At 64.8% G+C, this 20,446-nt stretch carries 17 protein-coding genes, 2 tRNA genes and 1 pseudogene; 6 read left to right on the forward strand and 14 right to left on the reverse strand.

The window, feature by feature from the left end; translation table 11 throughout:
- Positions 1 to 6 precede the first annotated feature (6 nt).
- Both FSO04_RS16035 and FSO04_RS16040 read right to left on the reverse strand, forming a co-directional pair.
- The gene (locus FSO04_RS16035; protein WP_154560618.1) at positions 7 to 2,616 is read right to left on the reverse strand and encodes a DUF6600 domain-containing protein; all 2,610 of its coding nucleotides are present in this window, start codon (positions 2,614 to 2,616) and stop codon (positions 7 to 9) included.
- 182 nt (positions 2,617 to 2,798) lie between these two features.
- Positions 2,799 to 3,512, reverse strand: coding sequence for an ArsR/SmtB family transcription factor (locus tag FSO04_RS16040; protein ID WP_154560619.1), 714 nt, complete (start codon positions 3,510 to 3,512; stop codon positions 2,799 to 2,801).
- A 246-nt stretch (positions 3,513 to 3,758) separates the two neighbouring features.
- Here FSO04_RS16040 and FSO04_RS46385 point away from each other — a divergent pair, with 246 nt between their 5' ends.
- The 4 genes from FSO04_RS46385 (at position 3,759) to FSO04_RS16055 (ending at position 7,022) form a co-directional block, all read left to right on the forward strand.
- Positions 3,759 to 3,902, forward strand: coding sequence for a hypothetical protein (locus FSO04_RS46385; protein WP_166618192.1), 144 nt, complete (start codon positions 3,759 to 3,761; stop codon positions 3,900 to 3,902).
- Between the two features lie 137 nt (positions 3,903 to 4,039).
- Positions 4,040 to 5,308: an MFS transporter gene (locus FSO04_RS16045; protein ID WP_154560620.1), complete on the forward strand. Its 1,269-nt coding sequence runs from the start codon at positions 4,040 to 4,042 to the stop codon at positions 5,306 to 5,308.
- Complete coding sequence (locus FSO04_RS16050; protein ID WP_154560621.1) at positions 5,308 to 6,369, forward strand: GlxA family transcriptional regulator; 1,062 nt, start codon at positions 5,308 to 5,310, stop codon at positions 6,367 to 6,369. Before FSO04_RS16045 ends, FSO04_RS16050 begins: the two co-directional genes overlap by 1 nt.
- 146 nt (positions 6,370 to 6,515) lie before the next feature.
- On the forward strand, positions 6,516 to 7,022 hold the full coding sequence (locus tag FSO04_RS16055) for an acyl-CoA thioesterase (protein ID WP_154560622.1): 507 nt from the start codon (positions 6,516 to 6,518) through the stop codon (positions 7,020 to 7,022).
- Positions 7,023 to 7,185: 163 nt separating this feature from the next.
- On the opposite strand, the gene fumC is transcribed toward FSO04_RS16055, so the two are convergent.
- From fumC to FSO04_RS16075, 4 genes are all read right to left on the reverse strand, one after another.
- Positions 7,186 to 8,586 carry a class II fumarate hydratase gene (fumC, locus tag FSO04_RS16060; RefSeq protein WP_154560623.1) on the reverse strand — a complete coding sequence of 467 codons (1,401 nt, stop codon included), beginning with the start codon at positions 8,584 to 8,586 and terminating at the stop codon, positions 7,186 to 7,188.
- Positions 8,587 to 8,602: 16 nt separating this feature from the next.
- The gene (locus FSO04_RS16065) at positions 8,603 to 10,279 is read right to left on the reverse strand and encodes a phospholipase D family protein (RefSeq protein WP_168435706.1); all 1,677 of its coding nucleotides are present in this window, start codon (positions 10,277 to 10,279) and stop codon (positions 8,603 to 8,605) included.
- Between the two features lie 276 nt (positions 10,280 to 10,555).
- Positions 10,556 to 11,968 (reverse strand): MATE family efflux transporter, encoded by a 1,413-nt coding sequence (locus tag FSO04_RS16070; protein WP_154560624.1) that lies wholly within the window; start codon positions 11,966 to 11,968, stop codon positions 10,556 to 10,558.
- Between the two features lie 237 nt (positions 11,969 to 12,205).
- On the reverse strand, positions 12,206 to 12,424 hold the full coding sequence (locus tag FSO04_RS16075) for an RNA-binding S4 domain-containing protein (protein WP_054036168.1): 219 nt from the start codon (positions 12,422 to 12,424) through the stop codon (positions 12,206 to 12,208).
- A 313-nt stretch (positions 12,425 to 12,737) separates the two neighbouring features.
- Here FSO04_RS16075 and FSO04_RS16080 point away from each other — a divergent pair, with 313 nt between their 5' ends.
- Entirely contained in the window at positions 12,738 to 13,193 is a 456-nt protein-coding gene (locus tag FSO04_RS16080) for a hypothetical protein (protein WP_154560625.1), read from the forward strand.
- Between the two features lie 189 nt (positions 13,194 to 13,382).
- On the forward strand, positions 13,383 to 15,599 hold the full coding sequence (locus FSO04_RS16085; RefSeq protein WP_154560626.1) for an ATP-dependent helicase: 2,217 nt from the start codon (positions 13,383 to 13,385) through the stop codon (positions 15,597 to 15,599).
- Positions 15,600 to 15,607: 8 nt separating this feature from the next.
- Here FSO04_RS16085 and FSO04_RS16090 read toward each other — a convergent pair whose 3' ends face one another.
- The 8 genes and pseudogenes from FSO04_RS16090 to fdxA all read right to left on the reverse strand — a co-directional run bounded on the left by FSO04_RS16090 (position 15,608) and on the right by fdxA (position 20,272).
- Positions 15,608 to 16,378 carry a DUF4088 family protein gene (locus FSO04_RS16090; protein ID WP_154560627.1) on the reverse strand — a complete coding sequence of 257 codons (771 nt, stop codon included), beginning with the start codon at positions 16,376 to 16,378 and terminating at the stop codon, positions 15,608 to 15,610.
- A gap of 329 nt (positions 16,379 to 16,707) precedes the next feature.
- Positions 16,708 to 17,031, reverse strand: a complete 324-nt coding sequence (locus tag FSO04_RS16095) for an AzlD domain-containing protein (RefSeq protein WP_154560628.1) — start codon at positions 17,029 to 17,031, stop codon at positions 16,708 to 16,710.
- 80 nt (positions 17,032 to 17,111) lie between these two features.
- A pseudogene (locus tag FSO04_RS16100) lies at positions 17,112 to 17,867 on the reverse strand (AzlC family ABC transporter permease); the annotation flags it as partial.
- 86 nt (positions 17,868 to 17,953) lie between these two features.
- Positions 17,954 to 18,781 carry a helix-turn-helix transcriptional regulator gene (locus FSO04_RS16105; protein WP_154560629.1) on the reverse strand — a complete coding sequence of 276 codons (828 nt, stop codon included), beginning with the start codon at positions 18,779 to 18,781 and terminating at the stop codon, positions 17,954 to 17,956.
- A gap of 134 nt (positions 18,782 to 18,915) precedes the next feature.
- A complete protein-coding gene (locus FSO04_RS16110) occupies positions 18,916 to 19,392 on the reverse strand; it encodes a CreA family protein (protein ID WP_154560630.1) in 477 nt (158 codons plus the stop codon).
- Between the two features lie 227 nt (positions 19,393 to 19,619).
- A tRNA-Asn gene (locus tag FSO04_RS16115) sits at positions 19,620 to 19,695 on the reverse strand.
- Between the two features lie 62 nt (positions 19,696 to 19,757).
- A tRNA-Asn gene (locus FSO04_RS16120) sits at positions 19,758 to 19,833 on the reverse strand.
- A gap of 115 nt (positions 19,834 to 19,948) precedes the next feature.
- Complete coding sequence (gene fdxA / locus FSO04_RS16125; protein WP_054036179.1) at positions 19,949 to 20,272, reverse strand: ferredoxin FdxA; 324 nt, start codon at positions 20,270 to 20,272, stop codon at positions 19,949 to 19,951.
- Positions 20,273 to 20,446: the final 174 nt, after the last annotated feature.

The raw sequence follows: 20,446 nt of genomic DNA on the forward strand, positions 1-20,446 counted from the left end.
TAACCTTTAACCTTTGTGATGCTCGTCACGATTGCCGCCGCTCGAATGCTGGTCGGCGTGCTGCGGTTGCGGCTGGGGGCGCGGCTGCTGCGCCTGCTGCGGACGCGGTTCAGGGCGCGGCTGCTGCACCTGTTGCGGTTGCGGTTGAGGGCGCGGCTGCTGTACCTGTTGCGGTTGCGGTTGAGGGCGCGGCTGCTGCACCTGTTGCGGTTGCGGTTGAGGGCGTGGCTGCTGCACCTGTTGCGGTTGCGGGCGCGGCTCAGGGCGCGGCTGCTGTACCTGCTGCGGTTGCGGGCGCGGCTCAGGGCGCGGCTGCTGTACCTGCTGCGGTTGCGGGCGCGGCTCCGGACGTGGCTGCTGCACTTGCTGCGGTTGCGGTTCAGGACGCGGCTGCTGTACCTGTTGCGGCTGCGGACGATATTCCTGGCGCGGTTGCTGCTGCGCCTGCTGCATCTGTTGCGGCTGGGGCGCCTGCGGCTGGGCGCGCACTTCAGGTGCGCGCGGCGGCTGCGCTTCTGGCTGGCGCTGAACCTGTTGCTGCGGCCCAGGACGTGCCTCCGGCTGGCGAGCCTGTTCCTGCGGGGCACCATGCTGCTGCGCCTGCTGGGCCATCGGCGTATGCGGTTGCGTCCATGCAGGCTCGTGCCGTCCTTCCGCACTGGGTTGCTGACCGGCTTGCGCCGGTGCGCCGTGCTGTTGCGCGAAAGCGTTCGGGTTGGCGCCGTTCGCTTGCGGCGGACGGGGCACGCCATTGGACGGACGAGCTGCCTCGCCAGGTTGCTGATGCACGTTGGCCATTTGCGGCGGCATGCCTGGCCGCGCCTGCGGTTCGCCGCCACGTTGCGGTTGACCGTTGAGCGGCGCTTCGCCCGGCCGCTGACCTGCCTGTTGCATGCCATTAGGCGCACCCGGCGCACCCGGTGCACCCGGCGCTGCGCCCGGCGTCCGTCCGGCCATATGCGACTGCACGACCCGCACGTTCTGCGCCGGCATGACCCCCGGACCGCCTGCCATGTGAGCCGGCACCGAGGTTCGCACGATCGGCTCGCCCGCGCCCGGCACACGTCCGCCGCTCTGCGCAAAACGTTGCGCGAGACTGTCGTGGTACGCCGCCGGCACGGCCGGACTGCGCGTCGCGACGACCGGACGCGCCGTCACGCCGGCCGGCGGACGGTAATTCGCGTTACGCAGGCCCGGTCCAAAGCTTTCCTTCACCGGCGCGATCCCCGGACCGCCCGGATTGATCTGCGCGTTGCGCCACTGTTGCGGATCGACCTTCTGCGCGAAGCGGCCAACCGATTGACCGTGCACGAAGGCTGTCGCCGGCACCGCGGTCACGCCGCCCGGCGCGCGATAGTTGATGTACGTGTTGTGAATGTTGGTCACATTCACGTTCGTCACGTTGCGGTTGTAGTTGTTGACGACCGTGGTGTTGTTGACGCGGTTGTAGTAACCCGGGCTCCAATGATCGTGATCGCCCCAGTGCGGATGCCACGGTTCGCCTGGGCCCAGCGGGAACCACGCGACGCCGGCCGCGACGGCGCCGCCAATCGCGAGACTCACGCCCCAGTTGACTCCGTCGCCACCGCCGCCCACGAAGGCGACCAGCGCCGGTGCGTAGACGGGCGGTTCGCTTTCCACCACCGGTCCCGGCACCCATGCCCACGAGTCGTCATCGTAGGCCCAGCGGCCGTAGTGGTAGGGCGCGAAGCCCCACGGTGCGTCGTCGACCCAGGTCCAGCCCCACGGTGCTTGCCATACCCAATGGCCGTCGTGATAAGGCGCCCAGCCGGCGGGTGTCTCACGCGGCACCCACACTTCACCGTACTGCGGGCTGCTGCGCCACGTGCCGTTGGCGTCGAGATCCTGATAGCCGGGGATGTCGCGCGACACGTAGCGCGCCGATACTGAGCGGTCTTCCGCAGCGTCGCGGCTCGCCGCCCATTGATCGAAGCCGTCGAGGCCGGGCGCGCCGTTGTCGCCGACCTGTTGCAGGTTGGTGCCGGCAAAGCGGATCTGCTGGCCGGCCGCGACCGGCACCTGGCCGCTGTCGCCGTACACGGTCGCGCTGCCGCTGCGCACGGTGACGGTGGTGCTGCTGCCGTCCGGCGCTACGTCGACGCGATAGTCGCCAGGGCCGTTCAGGCCGAGCGCCAGATTCGGCGTGTCGATTTCATAGGAGGAGCCGGGCGCCAGTCCGCGCACCCGCGCCGACAACGTACCCTGAGCGACCTTCAACTGCGCGCTGTTGTCATCGAGATTGAGGATGTCGAGGCTGGTGGACTGGCCGAGGCGTACCGCGGTCGAGCCGATGTGCAGTTCGGAGCGCGCATTCTGATCGTTCCACAATTGATCGCCGGTGGTGAGCGGGCGATTGATCTGTGCGTATGACCAGTCGGTTGCGCCGGCCGGTTCGGTGGTTACGGCGCCGGCGGTGTAGTTCAGACGCGCAACACGCCCAGGCGGATCGGTGTTCTGTGAAGCAGCCCCTGGCGGCGCCTGTTCGGCTTCCTGCGCGAAGGTGGCTTGCGCCGCGAACAGGAACGCCGCGGCGGCGATCAGCGTGTAGCCGGTGATCCGGCGTTTCGATTGTTGGGGTGTGGTCACTGTTCTCATGATTTGGCTCCGACGGACGCGCATTGTGCAGCATCCGTGAGAACCACTCTACCCGTACGGATTGTTTCAAGGCCCCCACTTTTGTAAGGCTCCCTCACGAGCCTGTAACAAAAGGTCTCGATGGGGCGTTTCGTAAGCTGAATGCGCAAATTTTGTAATCACGTCAATCAGTTAAGCGTGTTTCAAGCGGCCAGGAACGCGTCGAAATGGCGGTGGCCTGCCGGGGTGATGCGCAAGATCCGTGGCCGCTCAGTGCGTTCGACCCAGCCATGCGCCGACCACGAATCGAGCAGCGCTGCGCCGAGCGCGCCGCCCAGGTGCGGACGCCGTTCGCTCCAGTCGGGACAGGTGCAGGCGAAGCGGCGCCGGCGGCTCTTCTGGGCGGACATGTCGATGCCCCACTCGGCGAAGCAGGCGGCGCCGTCGGTAGTGGCTTCGAGCGACGAGCCGTGCAGCGTCAGCAGGCCGCGCTCGACCAGCCGCTCGAACACCCGTACCGACAGTTCGCCTGCCATATGGTCGTAGCAGGTGCGGGCGTAGCGCATGTCGACCGGCACGGTGCGCACCGGTCGCGGCACGGCCCGTTGCGGGGCGCTGACCTGCGCAACATTGGCGAGCGCTTCGATGGAGGCAGCGATATCCGGCGAGGCGATCCGGAAATAGCGATGCCGGCCGCGCACTTCGAGCGCGAGCAGGCCGCCGTCGGTCAGACGCGCCAGATGAGCGCTGGCCGCCGACGGCGAGAGCCCGGCGATCATCGTCAGTTCACCGGCCGGGCGGGCGCTGCCGTCCATCAACGACCACAGCATGGCGGCGCGGCCAGGGTCGGCGAGCAGCGCACCGATGCGGCTTAAGCCGGGGAAGTGATTCTGTTCGTCGGTGAGGGTGGTGGGCATCAGGCGTCTCCGGTTGGCGGCGCGGGCAGGGCGCCATGCAGTCCACTGTATCTGGCTGCCGTATTCGATGTTTCAGCTTAGCGTGAATGGTCGAATGCAGTGGCTACGAAAATCCGGCGGGCAGGGCGGGCTAGTGCGTGCTTCGGCGGGGCGTTGCTTCTGCGTTCCAGTACAGCGATGCCGCTTTGGCGTCGCGTTAGCCTGCCAGGCTAGAATCGAACCCTGTCCTTGCAGGAACACGCTGTCATGAAATTTCTTCTTGCCGCCGCTGCCGCAGTTCTGCTGCTCAGCGCGTGCGTGCAGGGCGGTTCCGGCTCGAGTTCGGGTCCGGGCACAGGCAGCATCACGATGTACGGCACGATCGACGAAGGCGTTACGGTCCGCAAGTAAGTGCGAGGCGCGTGCGGCCCCATTTTCAGGTGGACGAGTGCGGCGACTGGCTGGAATTGATGCATCATTGTCATTCCTGCCACCTCCGGTCATGTGACGATCCAGGCATCGCCACTTTCGCCGTCCGAGGCCTACCGATGCCGCCACCCACTGCTCCCTCCACCGTTTCTTCCTTTGCCGCCACTCAAACCGGCTCCGGCCACGCCGACCCTCATAGCCGGCGCGCCGCGCGCGTGCTGGCGGTCTGCCAGGCCCTCTACACCTCATCGGTCTCGATCGATCTGACCTTGACCGGTCTGGTCGGCTACACGCTTGCCGACGACAAGGCGCTCGCGACGCTGCCGTTTTCGCTGATTACCGTCGCCGCCGCACTCACCACCATCTTCGCGTCGTTCCTGATGGCGCGCATCGGACGGCGCGCGGGCTTCATGCTCGGCGCGGGTGTCGGCGCGCTGGGCGGGGCCGTCTCGGTGTGGGCGATCTTTCATCACAGCTTTTGGGCGTTCTGCGCCGGCACGGCGACCGTCGGTGTGTTCCAGGCGTTCGCGCAGTACTACCGGCTGGCGGCCGCGGACGCCGTCGGAATCGAAGGGAAAAGCCGCGCAGTTTCGACGGTGCTCACCGGCGGCGTGGTAGCAGCCGTCTGCGGACCGCTTCTTGCCGCATGGAGCAAGGACTGGCTCGCGCCGGTGGCGTTCGCCGGCTCCTATGCGCTTGTCACCGGCTTCGGGCTCGTATCGATCGCCATGCTGGCGCTGCTGTATCGCGACGCCGCACCGTCCGCGAGTGCGGCCGTGACGCACGAACCGGCGCGGCCGCTCGGCGAAATCGTACGGCAGCCGATCTTTGCCGCGGCGCTCGCCAATAACGCGCTCGGCTACGCCGTGATGATGTTCGTGATGACCGCGACGCCGATTGCTGCGGTCGCGTGCGGCCACACGATCGGCGACGGCGCGGCGATCATTCAATGGCACCTCGTCGGCATGTTCGCGCCGTCGCTGTTTTCCGCGCGGCTGATCCGGCGCTTCGGCGTGTTGCCGGTGATCGGTGCGGGGATCGTGCTGTCGGCGCTGTGCGGTGTGTTGGCGCTGCGCTCGACCGATCTGCCGCACTTCTACGCGGCGCTCGCATGTCTGGGCGTGGGGTGGAATTTCATGTTCGTCGGCGGCTCGACGCTGCTCGCACAATCGTACCGGCCGTCCGAGCGGGCCAAGACGCAGGCAACCAGCGAATTCACGACGTTTGCGTTTTCCGCGCTGGGCTCGCTGTTCGCCGGACAATTGCTGGCGCGCTTCGGCTGGGCGACGATCAATGCCGCGATTTTTCCGCTGTTGGGGTTGGCGGCGTTGGCTACGGTGGCGTATGCGTGGTCGAGGAAGCGTCAACTTGCTGCGGGGGTGTCCTGATGACTGCACGTCATATTGTTATCGCGGTCGCTCCTGAACTCGTGCTGCTCGATGCGTGCGGGCCGCTTGAGGCGTTCTGGCGCGCAGAGTTGACGATGGTGGCTGCGGCGGGTAAGTCTGGCAACGCTGCCGAGCCGGTCGCCTATCGCACGACGGTCGCGTCGATCGACGGCGGCGTGCTGCAAACCTTTCCTGGCCTGCCGGTCGTCACGCAACGGCTCGATTCGCTCGACGACCAGCCGATCGACACGCTGATCGTCCCCGGCGTCCCGATCGACGACCACTGCACATTACAGCCGGAACTCGTCGCGTGGATCAGGCGTCGTGCGCCGGAGGCGCGGCGCGTCTGCTCGGTCTGCACGGGCGCCTTCTATCTGGCTGCGGCGGGCCTGCTCGACGGCCGCCGGGCGACCACCCATTGGCGGGAAGCGCCGCATCTCGCGCGCCGCTTTCCCAACGTACAGGTCGACGCTGATCCGATCTTTATCCGCGACGTGGGCCATGGCGAAGAAAGGCGCGTCGTCTGGACATCGGCGGGCGTGACGGCGGGAATCGATCTGGCATTGGCGCTGATCGAAGAAGATGTCGGCCACGCGGTCGCGATGCAGGCGGCGCGGCGGCTGGTGGTGTTCATGAAGCGGCCCGGCGGCCAGTCGCAATTCAGCGCGGCGTTGGCAGCGCAGGCCTCGGCAGGCGGACCATTCGAGGCGTTGCATAGCTGGATGGCGGGCCATTTGCGCGACGACCTGTCGGTCGAGCGGCTGGCCGAGCGCGCGCAGATGAGTCCGCGGACTTTCGCCCGACGCTACGTCGACGAGGTTGGCCGCACGCCGGCTAAAACGGTGTCAGCACTGCGGCTGGAGGCGGCCGCGCGGGCGTTGGCGGAGTCGCGCCGGCCGCTGAAGCGGATTGCGCTCGATTGTGGCTTCGGCAGCGAGCAGAATTTGAGGCGCGCCTTTGTGGGGCGCTTCGGCGTATTGCCGCTGGAGTATCGGGAGCGTTTCGAGTCGGCGGTCGTGCCGCAGCGCGCGGCGGTTTCTGCGGTTGTGGCGGCGGGTTAAGCGGGTTCCTAAACGAAAGCTCGACGAAAGCATTGCGCTCGTCCAGGCCGACATTCGGCTACATAACCCCACCCAATCCGCGACGGGGTCAATATTGCGCTCGTATAATCGCCTCCTTTAAATGCGTCCGATTGACCGGAGTCAAGATGAGCACCCCTGCCTTAGCGCCCCTGGACCGTTCCGAAACCACCTTCCGCTTTCTCGCCGAGCCCAGCTCGGTCAACTTCGGCGGCAAGGTGCATGGCGGCGCGTTGATGAAGTGGATCGACGAGACCGCGTACGCGTGCTCGGCGGTGTGGTCGGGGCGCTACTGCGTGACGGTCAGCGTGGGCAATATCCGATTCCGTCGACCGATTCTCGTCGGCAACCTGGTTGAGCTGCGCGCGCGCGTCGTGGCGACGGGGCGTACCAGCATGCACATCCACGTGTCGGTGCAGGCAGGCGATCCGAAGGGCGGCGAGCTGCTGCAAACCACGGACTGCCTGGTGGTGATGGTCGCGGTCAACGAGAACGGCCACCCCGTGCCGGTGCCGGCGTTCGTACCGGAAACAGATGAACAGAAGCGCCTTGCCAGGTACGCGATGGACGTGAAGGAAGCGCTCGACGCGATCGTCGAACTGAAGCCGGAAGAAGTGGCGCAGGGGAAGGTTTAAGGGGCGCCTCGGTCGGCATCGGCACGCCTTGCGGGGACGTGCCGCCGCTTGCCAGGGGCATGCACAACAGGACGCGCGAACATTGCGTCCGCGCGGCCTGCTGTTTGCATTCACGTCAGCCAATCTGCCGGATCGGCCAAGCTCCGGCCGATCCCATCGGCGATCACCCCGCCGAATGCCCGACCATATCCTTCGGCTGCACCCATTCGTCGAACTGCTGCTCGGTGACATAGCCGAGCTTGAGCGCCGACGCCTTCAGCGTCGTACCTTCCTTGTGCGCCTTCTTCGCAATCTGCGCGGCCTTGTCGTAACCGATGTGCGGATTGAGCGCCGTTACCAGCATCAGCGATTCGTTGAGCAACGTATCGATGCGCTCGCGATTCGGTTCGATGCCCACAGCACAGTTGTCGTTGAAACTGTGCGCGCCGTCGGCGAGCAAACGGACCGATTGCAGCACGTTGTGCGCAATCATCGGCCGAAACACATTCAACTCGAAGTTGCCGCTCGCACCGCCGATATTCACCGCGACGTCGTTGCCGAACACTTGCGCGCACAGCATCGTCAAGGCTTCGGACTGGGTCGGATTGACCTTGCCCGGCATGATCGAACTGCCTGGTTCGTTCTCCGGAATCGACAGTTCGCCGAGGCCGCAACGCGGGCCGCTCGCGAGCCAACGGATGTCGTTTGCGATCTTGTTCAGGCTCGCCGCCACCGTCTTCAACGCGCCATGCGCGAACACCAGCGCATCGGCCGCGGCCATCACTTCGAATTTGTTGGGCGCGGAGACGAACGGCAAGCCGGTCAGTTTGCCGATTGCCGCCGCCACCTTGTCGGCGAACTGCGGATGCGCGTTCAAACCGGTGCCGACTGCCGTACCGCCCTGGGCGAGTTCGTACAGATGCGGCAGCGCCGATTCCACGTGACGGATGCCGTGATCGAGTTGCGCGACATAGCCTGAAAACTCCTGGCCGAGCGTCAGCGGCGTGGCGTCCTGCAGATGCGTGCGGCCGATCTTGACGACGTCCGCGAAGGCCTTCGCCTTGCCGTCGAGCGTCTCGCGCAGCGTCTTCAGCGCGGGCAGCAGATGCTTGACGATCGCGTAGGCGGCGGCCACGTGCATCGCCGTCGGAAACACGTCGTTCGACGACTGGCCGCGATTCACATCGTCGTTCGGATGCACCTTGCGCGCTTCACCGCGCTCGCCGCCGAGCAGCTCGCTCGCGCGATTCGCGATCACCTCGTTGAGGTTCATGTTGGTCTGCGTGCCGGAGCCGGTTTGCCAGACCGCGAGCGGAAATTCTTCAGGGTGCTTGCCGTCGATGATCTCGTCGGCCGCCTGCATGATCGCCTTGGCCTTGTTCTCGTCGAGCACGCCCAGACCCTGGTTGACCTCGGCGGCGGCGCGCTTGATGACGGCCAGCGCGGTGATCAGTTCGGGCGATTGTTTTTCAGACGAAATGCGGAAATTCTGCAGCGAGCGCTGGGTCTGCGCGCCCCATAGACGAGCGTTCGGCACAGCGATTTCACCGAACGTGTCGCGCTCCATTCGTACGTCTTCAGTCATGGTTCAACTCCGCTTTTCAAAGTTCTGCGTTGACAGGCAATAAGGAGAATAGACCCGTTAGCGCGTTCCGGTAAAAACCCGCTTGGGGGTCGAAGATATAGGTGCGGCGCGCGCCGTCTTCGACGTCGGTCCAGACGAGCGGCGAGAGGGGCGCGCCGATCGAGCGCAGATAGGCGAGTTGCGCCGCGTCGGCGAGCGTGACCTGGTAGCTTGCTTCGGGCGCGATGGCACGTTCGAAGATCTGTGCAACCTGCTCGGCGAGCGCCGGGCTATGGATGACCAGCGTCTGCTCGGTGTTCAGATTGGCCGAGCGCGGATCGAGATTCATCGAGCCGATCACCAGAATCTTGCGGTCGATGACATAAGTCTTTGCGTGCAGGCTGGCTCGCGAGCTGGATCCGGCGAAACCGACACGCCGCGCCTTCTGCTGCGGTTTGAATTCATACAATTCCACGCCCTGTTGCAGCAGCGGCACGCGGAAGGGGCTATAGCCGGCTTGTACCGCTACCGCGTCGGTCGCCGCGAGCGAGTTGGTCAGCACGGCGATGCGTACGCCACGATGCGTCAGTTCGCCGGCTGCCTTGACGCCGCTCTCGTGCGGTACGAAGTAGGGCGAAATAATCAGAAAATCTTTCTGCGCGTCGTGCATCAGCTCGCCCAGTCGCTGCATTGGCGGACTGACGTAGTCCGGCGAGGGATGTTCGATTTTCTCCGGCAAGTCCGCTTTGAATTCGGCCGGCGCCCACGTCAAGCCAAGTTGATCCTGGGCAATCTGCGTGGCGAGCGGCGAAGCGTTCAGCGGTTTCGCGTTGTACGGGTCGGCGTTGGTGCGCCAGTGCTGGCGTAAATCGTCGCGCGTCTGGTCGAGTTCTTTCGCATCGAACTTCTGCTTGTTCAGCGCCCGCAGCGGATAGGCGATGCTGCTGTTCCAGTAGTCGTCGAAACTGGCGGAGACGTCGGCGACTACCGGGCCGGCGGCCAGCACGTCGAGGTCGCGGAACTGCAGCGTTTCGCTCGCACTGAAATATTCGTCGCCGAGATTGCGGCCGCCGACAATGGCCAACTGGTTGTCGGCGATCATCGACTTGTTGTGCATGCGGCGCGTGAAGTGGCCGATCTGCGTGAACACGTTCGTAGTGCGTTCGAATACGCCTTCCTGCGCGCTGCCGAATGGATTGAAAACGCGGATCTCGATGTTGTCGTGCGAGTTCAGCCCCGCCATCGTTTGGTCGATGTCCTTGAAGTTCAGATCGTCGACCAGCATGCGCACTCTCACGCCGCGATCGGCTGCGTAGAGGGCGGCGCCGAGCAGCAGCTTGCCGGTGGTGTCCTCGTTGGCGATGTAGTACTGCATGTCGAGGGTTTTCGTCGCCGCACGTGCGAGCGCAATGCGCATCTGCAAGGCGTCGGTGCCGCTCGACAGTATCCGGAAACCGGACTGATTCGGATGCGCGGCTTCGAGCGGCGCGAGGGCCGTGTGAAGCGGCGTTGGTTGAGTGGCGGACAGTGCGTGGGTGACCGGACGGTCGAATGCGGTGGCGGGCGGCTTGGTCGCGCAAGCGGTCAGAAATGCCGTTGCGCAGCACAGCAGGAAGAAATGTCTCGTCGTCTCCCAAGGGGTCTTCCTGCGGGCCGTGCTGAACGCGCACGTGCGGTGCGGTGCAGTCTGATCCTGATTTTGATGCCACGACACGCCGGCTCTCCCTTGATTGCACGCTTCTCATGGCGGCAGCGCGCGTAGCGTGCTCACGCTGTCGAGAAATGCATTCTAAGGGGAATCAGGCGTGTGGGCTTTCGATCTTCCGTGTGACTGCGACGTGCATCGCGCGGGTGCGCGCGGTTTTGCCAGAGGGTGCATTTTATCGTTCGCGGTGTGTTTGCCGGGAAACGATGGTTGCGCCCGCAACCATCCGCGAAATGGCGGGTTAAGGTCGACCGCAGGCCGACCTTAGGCCGACCTCAGGTGACTTCAGGCCGAAGGGGCCGGCGGCGTGCCGGGCATAACTGGCACGCGCCGCAAGCTCAGTTTGTGAAAGCGCAGCGTCATCAGAAGCGCAACGCTGGCAAGGCCGGCCGCGAGTCCCCACCACAAACCGCGCGCCCCCAGCCCGAAGTGAAATGCCATCACATAACCAGTCGGAAAGCCGATGACCCAGTACCCGAACGTCGCCGCGATCATCGGCACGCGCGTGTCCTTCAGGCCGCGCAGGCAGCCTGAGCCAACCGTCTGCATGCCGTCGACGATCTGGAAGATCGCGGCCACGCCGAGCAGCGAACTTGCCAACGTCACCGTGGCGGCGTTGGCTGGGTCGTCGAGATGCAGATACAGGCCGACGATCCAGTGCGGCGCGGCGATCAGCACGATGCCCGACAGCGTCATGAAGCCGACGCCGAGCGCGAGCGCGACGAAACCCGCGTGGCGTGCGGCAAGCGGCTGGCCGGCGCCGGACCAGTAGCCGATCCGCACATTGGCTGCCTGACCGATCGCGAGCGGCACCATGAAGGCCACCGAGGCGACGTTCAAGGCGATCTGATGCGCGGCCAGTTGCGATTCGCCGAGCAGGCCGACCATCAGGCCGGTGGCGAGGAACAGCGTCGATTCGACGCCATAGGTGATCGCGACCGGCCAGCCGATGCCGAACAACTCGCCCATTAGCGGCACGTTCGGCCGCGTCGCGACGACGAAATGCTTATAGCGTGGCCGCAGATGCAACAAGGCCATCAGCACGAGCGCGCTTAGCCAGACGGTGATCGAGGTGGCCGCCGCCGAACCGAGAAAGCCCAAGCGAGGCAGTCCGTGGACGCCGTGAATCAGCCCGTAGTTGAGAAAGCCGTTGACGAACACGCTGACGAGCGACACCCACAGGAGCCGCTTGGCCGCGCCGATGGCTGGCAGGAACGAGCGCATCAGGCCGACGCCGATCAGACTGCCGAGCGAGCCCCAGCGCAGCACCGCCGCGTATTCGCCGACGTTGTGCGCGAGCAGCGCGGGTTCGCCGAAGGCCAGCAGGATCGGCGTGGCGAACGACAGCAGGAAGAACGCGGGCACCGACAGCAGCACCGACAACACGAGACCGGTCCAGTAGATATGCGGCACGCGCCCTTCGTCCTGCGCGCCGCGCGCATGCGAGACGCTCACGCTGACGGAGGTGAGCACGCCCTGCAGCAGCGTGACCACGACGAAGAACAGGTTGGCGCCGAGGCCGCCGGCGGCCAGCGCGTCGGGGCCGAGCGAGCCGAGCAGGATCGTGTCGGTGACGCCCATCGCCATTTGCGAAAGTTGCGCGATGGCGAGCGGCGCGGCGAGCCGGGCGGTGTCGGCGGCGTGGCGGGTCAAGGTCGGCGGCCGGGCGGCCACCCGGGTGAAGCCGGATTGAGTCATGGAGCGCTTGGAAGCGGAAGGGGCGACAGCGTGGCGGAGGGCGCAGCCCGGCCGATTCGCGGGGCTTGCGTGCTGCCGGTGAGGCGGCGAAATGCGGTGGCTCACCGGAGCGTAGGGCGGCTGTCAGCCGATTGTTTGTCTGTCGAAACTGACAGCTTATTGCTTAGGCGCGGGGATGTCGATGGAAGAGGCACGATTTTGGTGCGCGCGATCCCCCGAGTTTTCGGACTTGGCGCGTCAAGCCTCGTGCACCGCGATGCGCGTATCGCCCAGCAGCACGACCTGGCCCGCGCGGATTTTGCAGGTTTTACGCGTTTCGACCCGGCCGTCGACGGTCACCGCGCCGTCCGCGACCATCATTTTTGCCTGTCCGCCGCTGTCCGCAAGCCCCGTTATCTTCAGGAGATTGTGCAGTTCGACGTAGTCGCCGGTCAGTGTGAAATCGAGGTTGGGCATGGCGTTTGCGCCTTGAAGCAAAGGGTTCGCATGATAAGCCAGAAGCTTGCCCTGAATGAATAGTCCCCCGTGCTCCCGGACCGGATTCGGGCGATTGCAAGCAGATGTTATGTAGTTGTCAGAAAATGAAACGTTCCGTAACACGGGTCGCATATCACGAACTTCACTCGTAAAGTGCGGGTCTGTAGGAAAGCTTGCTGGATTTTTCCAGCGACGAATAGACCGGGCGAGGTGCGCATTGGATGAAGCGCACGTCAATGTGCCGCGCCGGATACGGCGCCCGCGTCACAACAACCTTAGAGAGGATTTAGCCATGACTCAGATTCGTACGCTCCTGATTGGTACCGCCCTGACTGCTTTTGCCGCTACCGCGGCGTTCGCGCAGACCGCGCAACCGGCCGCCGGTGTGAACGGCCAGGCACAGGTCCAGGCCCAAGGCGCCGATGTCGCACCCGCAGCACCGGCCGCGCAAGGTGTGCAGCCGGTGACGCCGGCGCCGACGCGTCTGACGGCATCGGGTTCGACCGATCCGCTGGTCCAGAAGCGCGACGCCAACGCACAGGCTAACGCCGAGTACAAGGCGTCGAAGAAGGCGTCCAAGGCGGAATTGGCGCAGCAGCAAAAGGCTGCCAAGTCGCAGTACAAGGAGCAGGTGCGCGACGCCAAGGTCAACCAGAAGGCTGACAAGCAGGCAGCCAACAACGAAATGAAGATAAATATGCAGGGTCAGGCTTCCGATCAGGACAACGGCGCCGACGTGAAGCACTAAGCCAGAGTTCTTCTGAAACACAAGGCGCTTCGACAACAAGCTTAGCCGTTGCCTCAGCCAACCTTGCTGCGGGGCTTCGTCAAAGTCTCGCAGTGCCCTCGCGAAGAAATGGCCCGGAGCGCGTAAGCGCCCGGGTCATTTCTTTTGGGGGCGGCAGGGAAAAAAGGGCCGCTTGTCTCTGATACTTGTATGGATATACAGTATGCGTCGCCGCGTCAATTCCACCTCAGGCCCGAATCCACTGTGCTCTCCGTCGCTGAATCTTCGCCACCGTCTGCTTCCGGTACCGATAACGATACCGATACCGCCTCCTGGCTCGCAAAGCTCAACGACGCGCAACGCGAAGCCGTCGAATACGGCGCCGACAGCCCCAACGCGCCGCCGGGCGCGCTGCTGGTGATCGCGGGGGCCGGCTCCGGCAAGACCAACACGCTGGCGCACCGGGTCGCCAATCTGGTGGTGAAGGGCGCCGATCCGCGCCGTATTCTGCTGCTCACTTTCTCACGCCGCGCCGCGCTCGAAATGACCCGCCGCGTCACGCGCATCGCTGGTGCGGCGCTCGGTACGCGGGCTGCGCTGGCGCAAGGGCTGACCTGGTCAGGGACCTTCCATAGCGTCGGCGCGCGGCTTTTGCGCGAATACGCCGACCTGATCGGCCTCGCGCCCGCCTTCACGATCAACGACCGCGAGGATTCCGCCGACCTGATGAATCTCGTGCGCCACGAGCTCGGTTTGTCGGCGAAAGAGCGGCGCTTCCCAGCCAAGGGGACCTGCTTTGCGATCTATTCGCGCGTGGTGAACACCGGCGCGTCGCTTGCCGACGTGCTCAACAGCGCGTTTCCGTGGTGCCGCGAGTGGGAAGCCGATCTGCGCATGCTGTTCGCCGCGTACGTCGAAGCCAAGCAGAAGCAGAGCGTGCTCGACTACGACGACCTGCTGCTCTACTGGTCGCATATGGCCGCGGAGCCGGCGATCGCGGCTGATCTGTCGGCGCGCTTCGATCACGTTCTGGTCGACGAGTATCAGGACACCAACCGCCTGCAGGCGTCGATCCTGCTCGCGCTGAAACCCGACGGCCGCGGCTTGACCGTGGTCGGCGACGACGCCCAGTCGATCTATTCGTTTCGCGGCGCGACCGTGCGCAACATCCTCGACTTCCCGGCGCACTTCAATCCGCTCGCGCGGCAGATCACGCTCGAGCGCAACTACCGCTCGACCGGGCCGATTCTGGCGGCGTCGAATGCGGTGATCGAGCTCGCCAGCGAGCGGTATACGAAGCATCTGTGGACTGACAAAGCATCGGCGCAGCGCCCGCGTCTGGTGACGGTCGCCGACGAAGCGGATCAGGCGCGCTATATCGTCGAACAGGTGCTCGAAGCGCGCGAGCAGGGCATGAAGCTCAAGTCACAGGCGGTGCTGTTCCGCGCCGCGCATCACAGCGCCGCGCTCGAGATCGAACTGACCCGGCGCAACATTCCGTTCGTGAAGTTCGGCGGCCTGAAGTTTCTCGATTCGGTGCACGTCAAGGATGTGCTCGCCGTGCTGCGCTGGGCGGAGAATCCGCGCGACCGTGTCGCGGGTTTTCGCGTCGTGCAATTGCTCCCGGGCGTCGGCCCCGCCACCGCTGCTAAGGTGCTGGACGAGGTCGTGGCCCGGGTGGGCGCCGGCAATCCGGCCGATTTCACCCATAGCGCCGGTGGCGCGCTGGCCGCCTTTGCGCCGCCCGCTCGCGCGCAGGAGGACTGGCATCCGTTCGTCAAGCTGATGTCGAGCGTGTACGGCCGGCAGACGCCGTGGCCGGCGGAGTTCGAAATGGTGCGGCGCTGGTACGAGCCTCATCTCGAGCGCAACCATGAGGACGCGGCGATCCGTCATGCGGACGTGCTGCAGATGGAAAGCATCGCGGGCACCTATGCGTCGCGCGAACGCTTCCTGACTGAGCTGACACTCGATCCACCCGACGCGACCAGCGACGAATCCGGCGTGCCGCTGATCGACGAGGACTACCTGATCCTGTCCACGATTCATTCGGCGAAAGGGCAGGAGTGGCGCAACGTGTTCGTGCTGAATGGCGTCGACGGTTGCATTCCATCCGATCTCGGCACCGGCAGCGAAGAGGAAATCGACGAAGAACGCCGCCTGTTATACGTGGCGATGACGCGCGCGAAGGAAGACCTGCATATCGTCGTGCCGCAGCGCTTTTACGTGCACAACCAGACCCATATGGGCGACCGTCACGTGTGGGCGTCGCGCACGCGGTTCATTCCGGCGCATCTGATGCCCTTGTTCGACGCTTATGCCTGGCCGCGCGTGCCGGTGCCGAGCGCGCCGACAGCGGCGGGACTGGCCGCGGCGGCGCAAGCGAAGATCGAAATTGGGGCGAAGCTCAGAAAAATGTGGGATTGAACCTGCTTTTACCGTGACTGCCGTTGTTGTTGCTGTTGCGGCACCGGCCGTGGCGGCACAAAGAAATTGCGCAGCCAGGCGGCGAGGCGTGAGAACACGTCATACGGTTCTTCGACGAAAATTTCCGGCTTCAGCAAGCGCAGGTACTCCATGATCTGCTGCGCTTCCTGCTTCTGGAACGAGCCGTGCGAAATGCCCAGGCGCAACAGGCCACGCAGTTCGCCGAGCTTTTCGCGCGCAGTGCTGCCCACGCTCGTTTCGCACGCTACTTTGGCTTCGTAGACGCGCTGACGCAGCGATTCCACCAGACGCCAGGCCGGCGTCTGCATGACTTCCTCGAGCGCCTGGATGTCCTGCGCGGCGCTCTTGATCTGCGCCGCGAGCGGATCGATCAGCGCCGCGTCGCCTTCCGCTTCCTTGACGATGGCCGCCGCCCAGTCGCGGCACTGCTTGGCGAGCTCTTCCGGCGTCCATTCCGAACGGGCTGCAAAGCCGAAACCGAATTCCCCCGCCTGCCTCATCAGGATCGCGACGACGTCCGGGAATTCCTTGTCCAGCGTGCGTTTCGCCCATGCGTACTGGCCGCCCTGCAACATCCGCTGAACCGCGTGTTCGGTTAGCGGCACCATGTTGTCGAGCAGCTTGGCGCGCAAAAAGTCCTCAAACGACGGCGTCGCGAACTGCGGATCGAGCTTCAGCGAAACCCGCAGAAATGCGTCGAAGTCCTTGCGTAGCGTCGCAATGGTCTCGTCTTTGAGTGTGAGGGTGATCTGACCCATGTGTTATCCCGTTTGGTCCTGCCGCGCTGCTTCGTCATGTCGGCGTTCGCGCACGGACCCCGTGAGACGCGACGCCTATGCCGGCGCGGTTGATTGCTGCCTGTTGCCGCGTAACCAGCGGGACGTATCCCGACGAGCGGACCTCGACATCTTATCGGCGGATTCAGGGAAAACTTAAGGGTGCGCGCGGCGCCGGCGGCGGCTTTAGAGGAATGCGTCGCCTGCGAGGGCAGCGCATGGCGGGCGCCACCCCAATCCCGAGCCCGCCGCGCCTGGCGCCTATGGCAATCTGGGCGCCGTTTGCACGCGATGTAGGCGTCGAACAGCGCCTATTTAAGCACAACGCCTTGCCAGACAAAAAAGACTGTCAGGCCGACCGCGATGGTCAGGAGCGGTCGTCGCGTCAGCGCGCTGACTACGATGGCGGCCAGCGCCCCGACCAGTTGCGGATTGCGCCAGGTCAGTTCGGCGCCGGCGCCGTGCGGCGAGACCGCCATCGGGACGATGATCGCCGTCAGCACGGTAACGGGCACGAAGCCGAGCGCGGTGCGCACGAGCGGCGGAAACACCAGCCGGTCGCCGAGCACGAAGACGGCGGCGCGGATCACCCACGTAATGGCGGCCATGCCGAGGATCAGAACGACGTAGTTCATCGCGACGCCTCCATGGTTTCCTTTGAGGTTTTCCGCGGGGCTTCCCGGTGGGGGCCCTGTGAGGTTTCGCGCGAAGTTGCTCGCGAGGATTCGCGATTTCCCCGCGCGCCTCGCCCAAATCGCGGCGCCGACAGCAAGACACCGATTGCCACACCCGCGAACACGGCGCCGAGCAGGCCGAGCTTGTACGGCCACGCCTGCCAGAAGAAAGCCAGCGTGCCCGCGGTCGCGGCCGCAGCGATATAGCGCAGCGCGACGAGCTGCGGCACGACGATCGCGATGAAAGTGGCGACCATCGCGAAATCGAGCCCGAGCGACTGCAGGCCCGGAAAGGCCGCGCCGAACAGCAGGCCGGCGACGGTCCAGATCTGCCAGTTCTGGTACATGGCCAGACCCGCGCCAAAGAAGTAGTGCGGGCCGACCGTGCCGGGCTCCCGATGCCGGTAATGTTCCCACGCGACCGCGAAGACTTCGTCGGTGAGCAGCGCGCCGAGCGCCCAGCGCCAGCGCGAGGGCAGGTGCGCGACGTGCGGCGCGAGCGTCGCGCTATACAGCACGTGACGCAGGTTGACGACGAGCGTGGTCGCCCAGATCACCGCAAAACTCGCGTGGCCGGCGATCAGGCCCAATGCGATGAATTGCGCGGAACCGGCGAACACGACGAGCGACATCAGTTGTCCATGCCACAGATGCAGCGGGCCGGACGCGACCAGGGTGCCGAAGATCACGCCGAAGGGCGCCGCGCCGACCATCATCGGGATGATGTCGCGCGCGCCGGCGGTGAATTCTTTTAAGTGGCCTGTGCTTGAGGGCTGGCCTGGGTTGGAATGGGTCAATCTTGCCTCCTTGATGCGCAAAGGATAGCGGGCAAGGCTGGGCGGGGGCTTGTACGTTCTTGCGGTGGATGGGGGCGAAGCGTGCGTCAACTGCCTTGCCAGCGCCCCGGCGGCACGCCGAACATGCGCCTGAAATGGCGCGTGAAATGGCTTTGATCCGTGAAACCGCTTGCCGCGGCGACATCGGTCACCGAAACGCCCGCTCGCAATGGCGCGAGCGCGCGCTGCAAGCGCACCTGATTGCGCCACGCGTGCGGCGGCAATCCGGTGGTCTGCGTGAAAAGGCGCGCGGCGTGGAAGGGCGAGAGTCCCGCTGCCTGCGCGACCTCGGCCAGCGTGACAGCTTCGGCGAGGTCGCCGGTCAGGCGCTCCTGCATCGTCGCGACGCGGGCGTCGTCGGCGGCGAGGCGCCACGCTTCCGGCTGCGTTTGCGAGTAGCGGACCAGCAAGGTGGACAGCGCGTCAAGCATCGCGGCCTCGGCGGCGAGCGGATCGTCGCCGGCCTCCAGCAGACAGTGCGCGCGCGCCAGCCGCTGCGCCAGATCGGGATCGCGGATGACGCCCGGCGCGAACCACGGCAATGCTTGCGGCTTGCCGGCAACGTCGTTGGCAAGCTCGTGAATGAAATCCACCGGCGCATACATCACGCGATAGCGCCAGCCTGCCTCGACAGCCTTGGAGCCCGTGTGCAGTTCTCCCGGATTGATGATCGGCACGCTGCCCGCTTCGGCGACATAGTCCGAGCCGAGATACCGATAGCCCTCGGCGCCGGCGACGATCACCGGAATCGTGTACGCATCGTGCCAATGCGGCGAGAACTCGTGATCGTGATATTCCGCTGTGAGCAGATCCGCGCCGGGCAAAAGCGGCGTACGCCAGTAGCGGGCGGAATCCTGGAAACGATGGGCGGTCATGGTGAAAGTCTGGCGATCCTGCGGTCCGGTAGTACCGGCGATCCGGCATGACCAGTCAGTGTAGCGCGCCGTGGCCTTTGCGGTGACTCACGCGTGTATGTCTTTGCGCTGTGAGCTTTGCCGCGGGGCGGCGGTTACTTGACCGGAATTGTCGTGCCGGCCGGCATCGGCACGGCGCTCACGCTGTTCTTCGCACTGCCGCTGACGATGCGGTCGCTGTAAGTCATGTACACCAGCGTGTTGCGCTTCGCGTCGACCACCCGCACCACATGCAGCGATTTGAAGATCAGCGACATGCTGACCGAGAACACATCGGATTGCTGCTTCACGGGGCCGGTGAAATGAATCGCGCCCACTTGCCGACAAGCGATCGACGCCTCGGTCGGATCTTCGGCGATGCCCAGTGTCCCCTTGACGCCACCCGTGCGCGCCCGCGACACGTAGCAGGTCACGCCCTGGACGAGCGGATCGTCATAGGCCTCGACGACCACGCGATCGGAACCGGTAATGCGGAAGTTGGTATTGACGCTGCCGACTTCTTCGCTGTGGACCGAGGACAGGAGCAGGGCGGTAGTGACTGCAAGTGCGATGCGCAACACGGTGGGATTCATGGGAGGGCCGGGAATGAGTGCTTGGGTTGGGCGCGAGAGATCGGCGTCGATAAAGCGCCATCGTATAACGGCGTGTCCGCCAGAGGGTCAGTGCAAATGCTCTGGGGCATGCGCAATCTTCCGGCCGGAACGGACCGTCGCCCCCCGATTCAAGCCACCGGATCCGGCATTCAAATAGGCCAGACCAAAACAAAAAGGCCCGCACGAATGCGGGCCTTTCAAAATTTTGGCTCCTCGACCTGGGCTCGAACCAGGGACCTACGGATTAACAGTCCGGCGCTCTACCGACTGAGCTATCGAGGAACAGCAGTACAACTTGATCTACATAAAAAAGCCCGTATTGGTTAACGGGCTTTTGCAATTCTTGGCTCCTCGACCTGGGCTCGAACCAGGGACCTACGGATTAACAGTCCGGCGCTCTACCGACTGAGCTATCGAGGAACAGAACAACAAACAGCAGAGAAGCGAAATTGTAGGAGGTGACTAGGCGCCTGTCAATACCCTGCATTCATCTCGATTTGGTCCGAATGCAACAGCGGGGTGCAGGCCGCGCCGCTCAGCGTACGAGCAGGGCCAGCTTTTCCTTCACGTCCTTGAATTCGTCGGCTTCCGGCAGCGGCGCTTTGGTCTTGGTGATGCTCGGCCAGTTCTTCGCGAGATCGGCATTCAGCTCGGTGAAGTGCTGCTGGTCGCCCGGCACGTCTTCTTCGGCATAAATGGCGTTCACCGGGCATTCGGCCACGCACACGGCGCAGTCGATGCATTCGTCGGGGTCGATCGCGAGGAAGTTGGGACCTTCGCGAAAGCAGTCCACCGGGCACACATCGACGCAGTCGGTATAGCGGCACTTGATGCAGCTTTCGGTCACAACGTGAGTCATTCAGGCAGCTCCTGCATGCGGAATCAGGGGAGGCGAAACGCCAAAAGCGCTATTGTAACGTAACGTCAAGAGCCGCATGCAGCATCGGGCAACGGCTTTTATACGTTTTTGTGATTAGTTTATGGCGTCCGGCGAGCGCCGCCCGCCGGCGTGCTGAATCCGGATGCATTCGGG

The organism is Paraburkholderia madseniana (assembly GCF_009690905.1).
GTDB lineage: Bacteria > Pseudomonadota > Gammaproteobacteria > Burkholderiales > Burkholderiaceae > Paraburkholderia > Paraburkholderia madseniana.

Bases quoted from the DNA above. Each gene is read 5' to 3' on its own strand.
- FSO04_RS16035 (WP_154560618.1), bottom strand. From the start codon at position 2,616: ATGAGAACAGTGACCACACCCCAACAATCGAAACGCCGGATCACCGGC.
- FSO04_RS16040 (WP_154560619.1), bottom strand. From the start codon at position 3,512: ATGCCCACCACCCTCACCGACGAACAGAATCACTTCCCCGGCTTAAGC.
- FSO04_RS46385 (WP_166618192.1), top strand. From the start codon at position 3,759: ATGAAATTTCTTCTTGCCGCCGCTGCCGCAGTTCTGCTGCTCAGCGCG.
- FSO04_RS16045 (WP_154560620.1), top strand. From the start codon at position 4,040: ATGCCGCCACCCACTGCTCCCTCCACCGTTTCTTCCTTTGCCGCCACT.
- FSO04_RS16050 (WP_154560621.1), top strand. From the start codon at position 5,308: ATGACTGCACGTCATATTGTTATCGCGGTCGCTCCTGAACTCGTGCTG.
- FSO04_RS16055 (WP_154560622.1), top strand. From the start codon at position 6,516: ATGAGCACCCCTGCCTTAGCGCCCCTGGACCGTTCCGAAACCACCTTC.
- fumC (WP_154560623.1), bottom strand. From the start codon at position 8,586: ATGACTGAAGACGTACGAATGGAGCGCGACACGTTCGGTGAAATCGCT.
- FSO04_RS16070 (WP_154560624.1), bottom strand. From the start codon at position 11,968: ATGACTCAATCCGGCTTCACCCGGGTGGCCGCCCGGCCGCCGACCTTG.
- FSO04_RS16075 (WP_054036168.1), bottom strand. From the start codon at position 12,424: ATGCCCAACCTCGATTTCACACTGACCGGCGACTACGTCGAACTGCAC.
- FSO04_RS16080 (WP_154560625.1), top strand. From the start codon at position 12,738: ATGACTCAGATTCGTACGCTCCTGATTGGTACCGCCCTGACTGCTTTT.
- FSO04_RS16085 (WP_154560626.1), top strand. From the start codon at position 13,383: ATGGATATACAGTATGCGTCGCCGCGTCAATTCCACCTCAGGCCCGAA.
- FSO04_RS16090 (WP_154560627.1), bottom strand. From the start codon at position 16,378: ATGGGTCAGATCACCCTCACACTCAAAGACGAGACCATTGCGACGCTA.
- FSO04_RS16095 (WP_154560628.1), bottom strand. From the start codon at position 17,031: ATGAACTACGTCGTTCTGATCCTCGGCATGGCCGCCATTACGTGGGTG.
- FSO04_RS16105 (WP_154560629.1), bottom strand. From the start codon at position 18,781: ATGACCGCCCATCGTTTCCAGGATTCCGCCCGCTACTGGCGTACGCCG.
- FSO04_RS16110 (WP_154560630.1), bottom strand. From the start codon at position 19,392: ATGAATCCCACCGTGTTGCGCATCGCACTTGCAGTCACTACCGCCCTG.
- fdxA (WP_054036179.1), bottom strand. From the start codon at position 20,272: ATGACTCACGTTGTGACCGAAAGCTGCATCAAGTGCCGCTATACCGAC.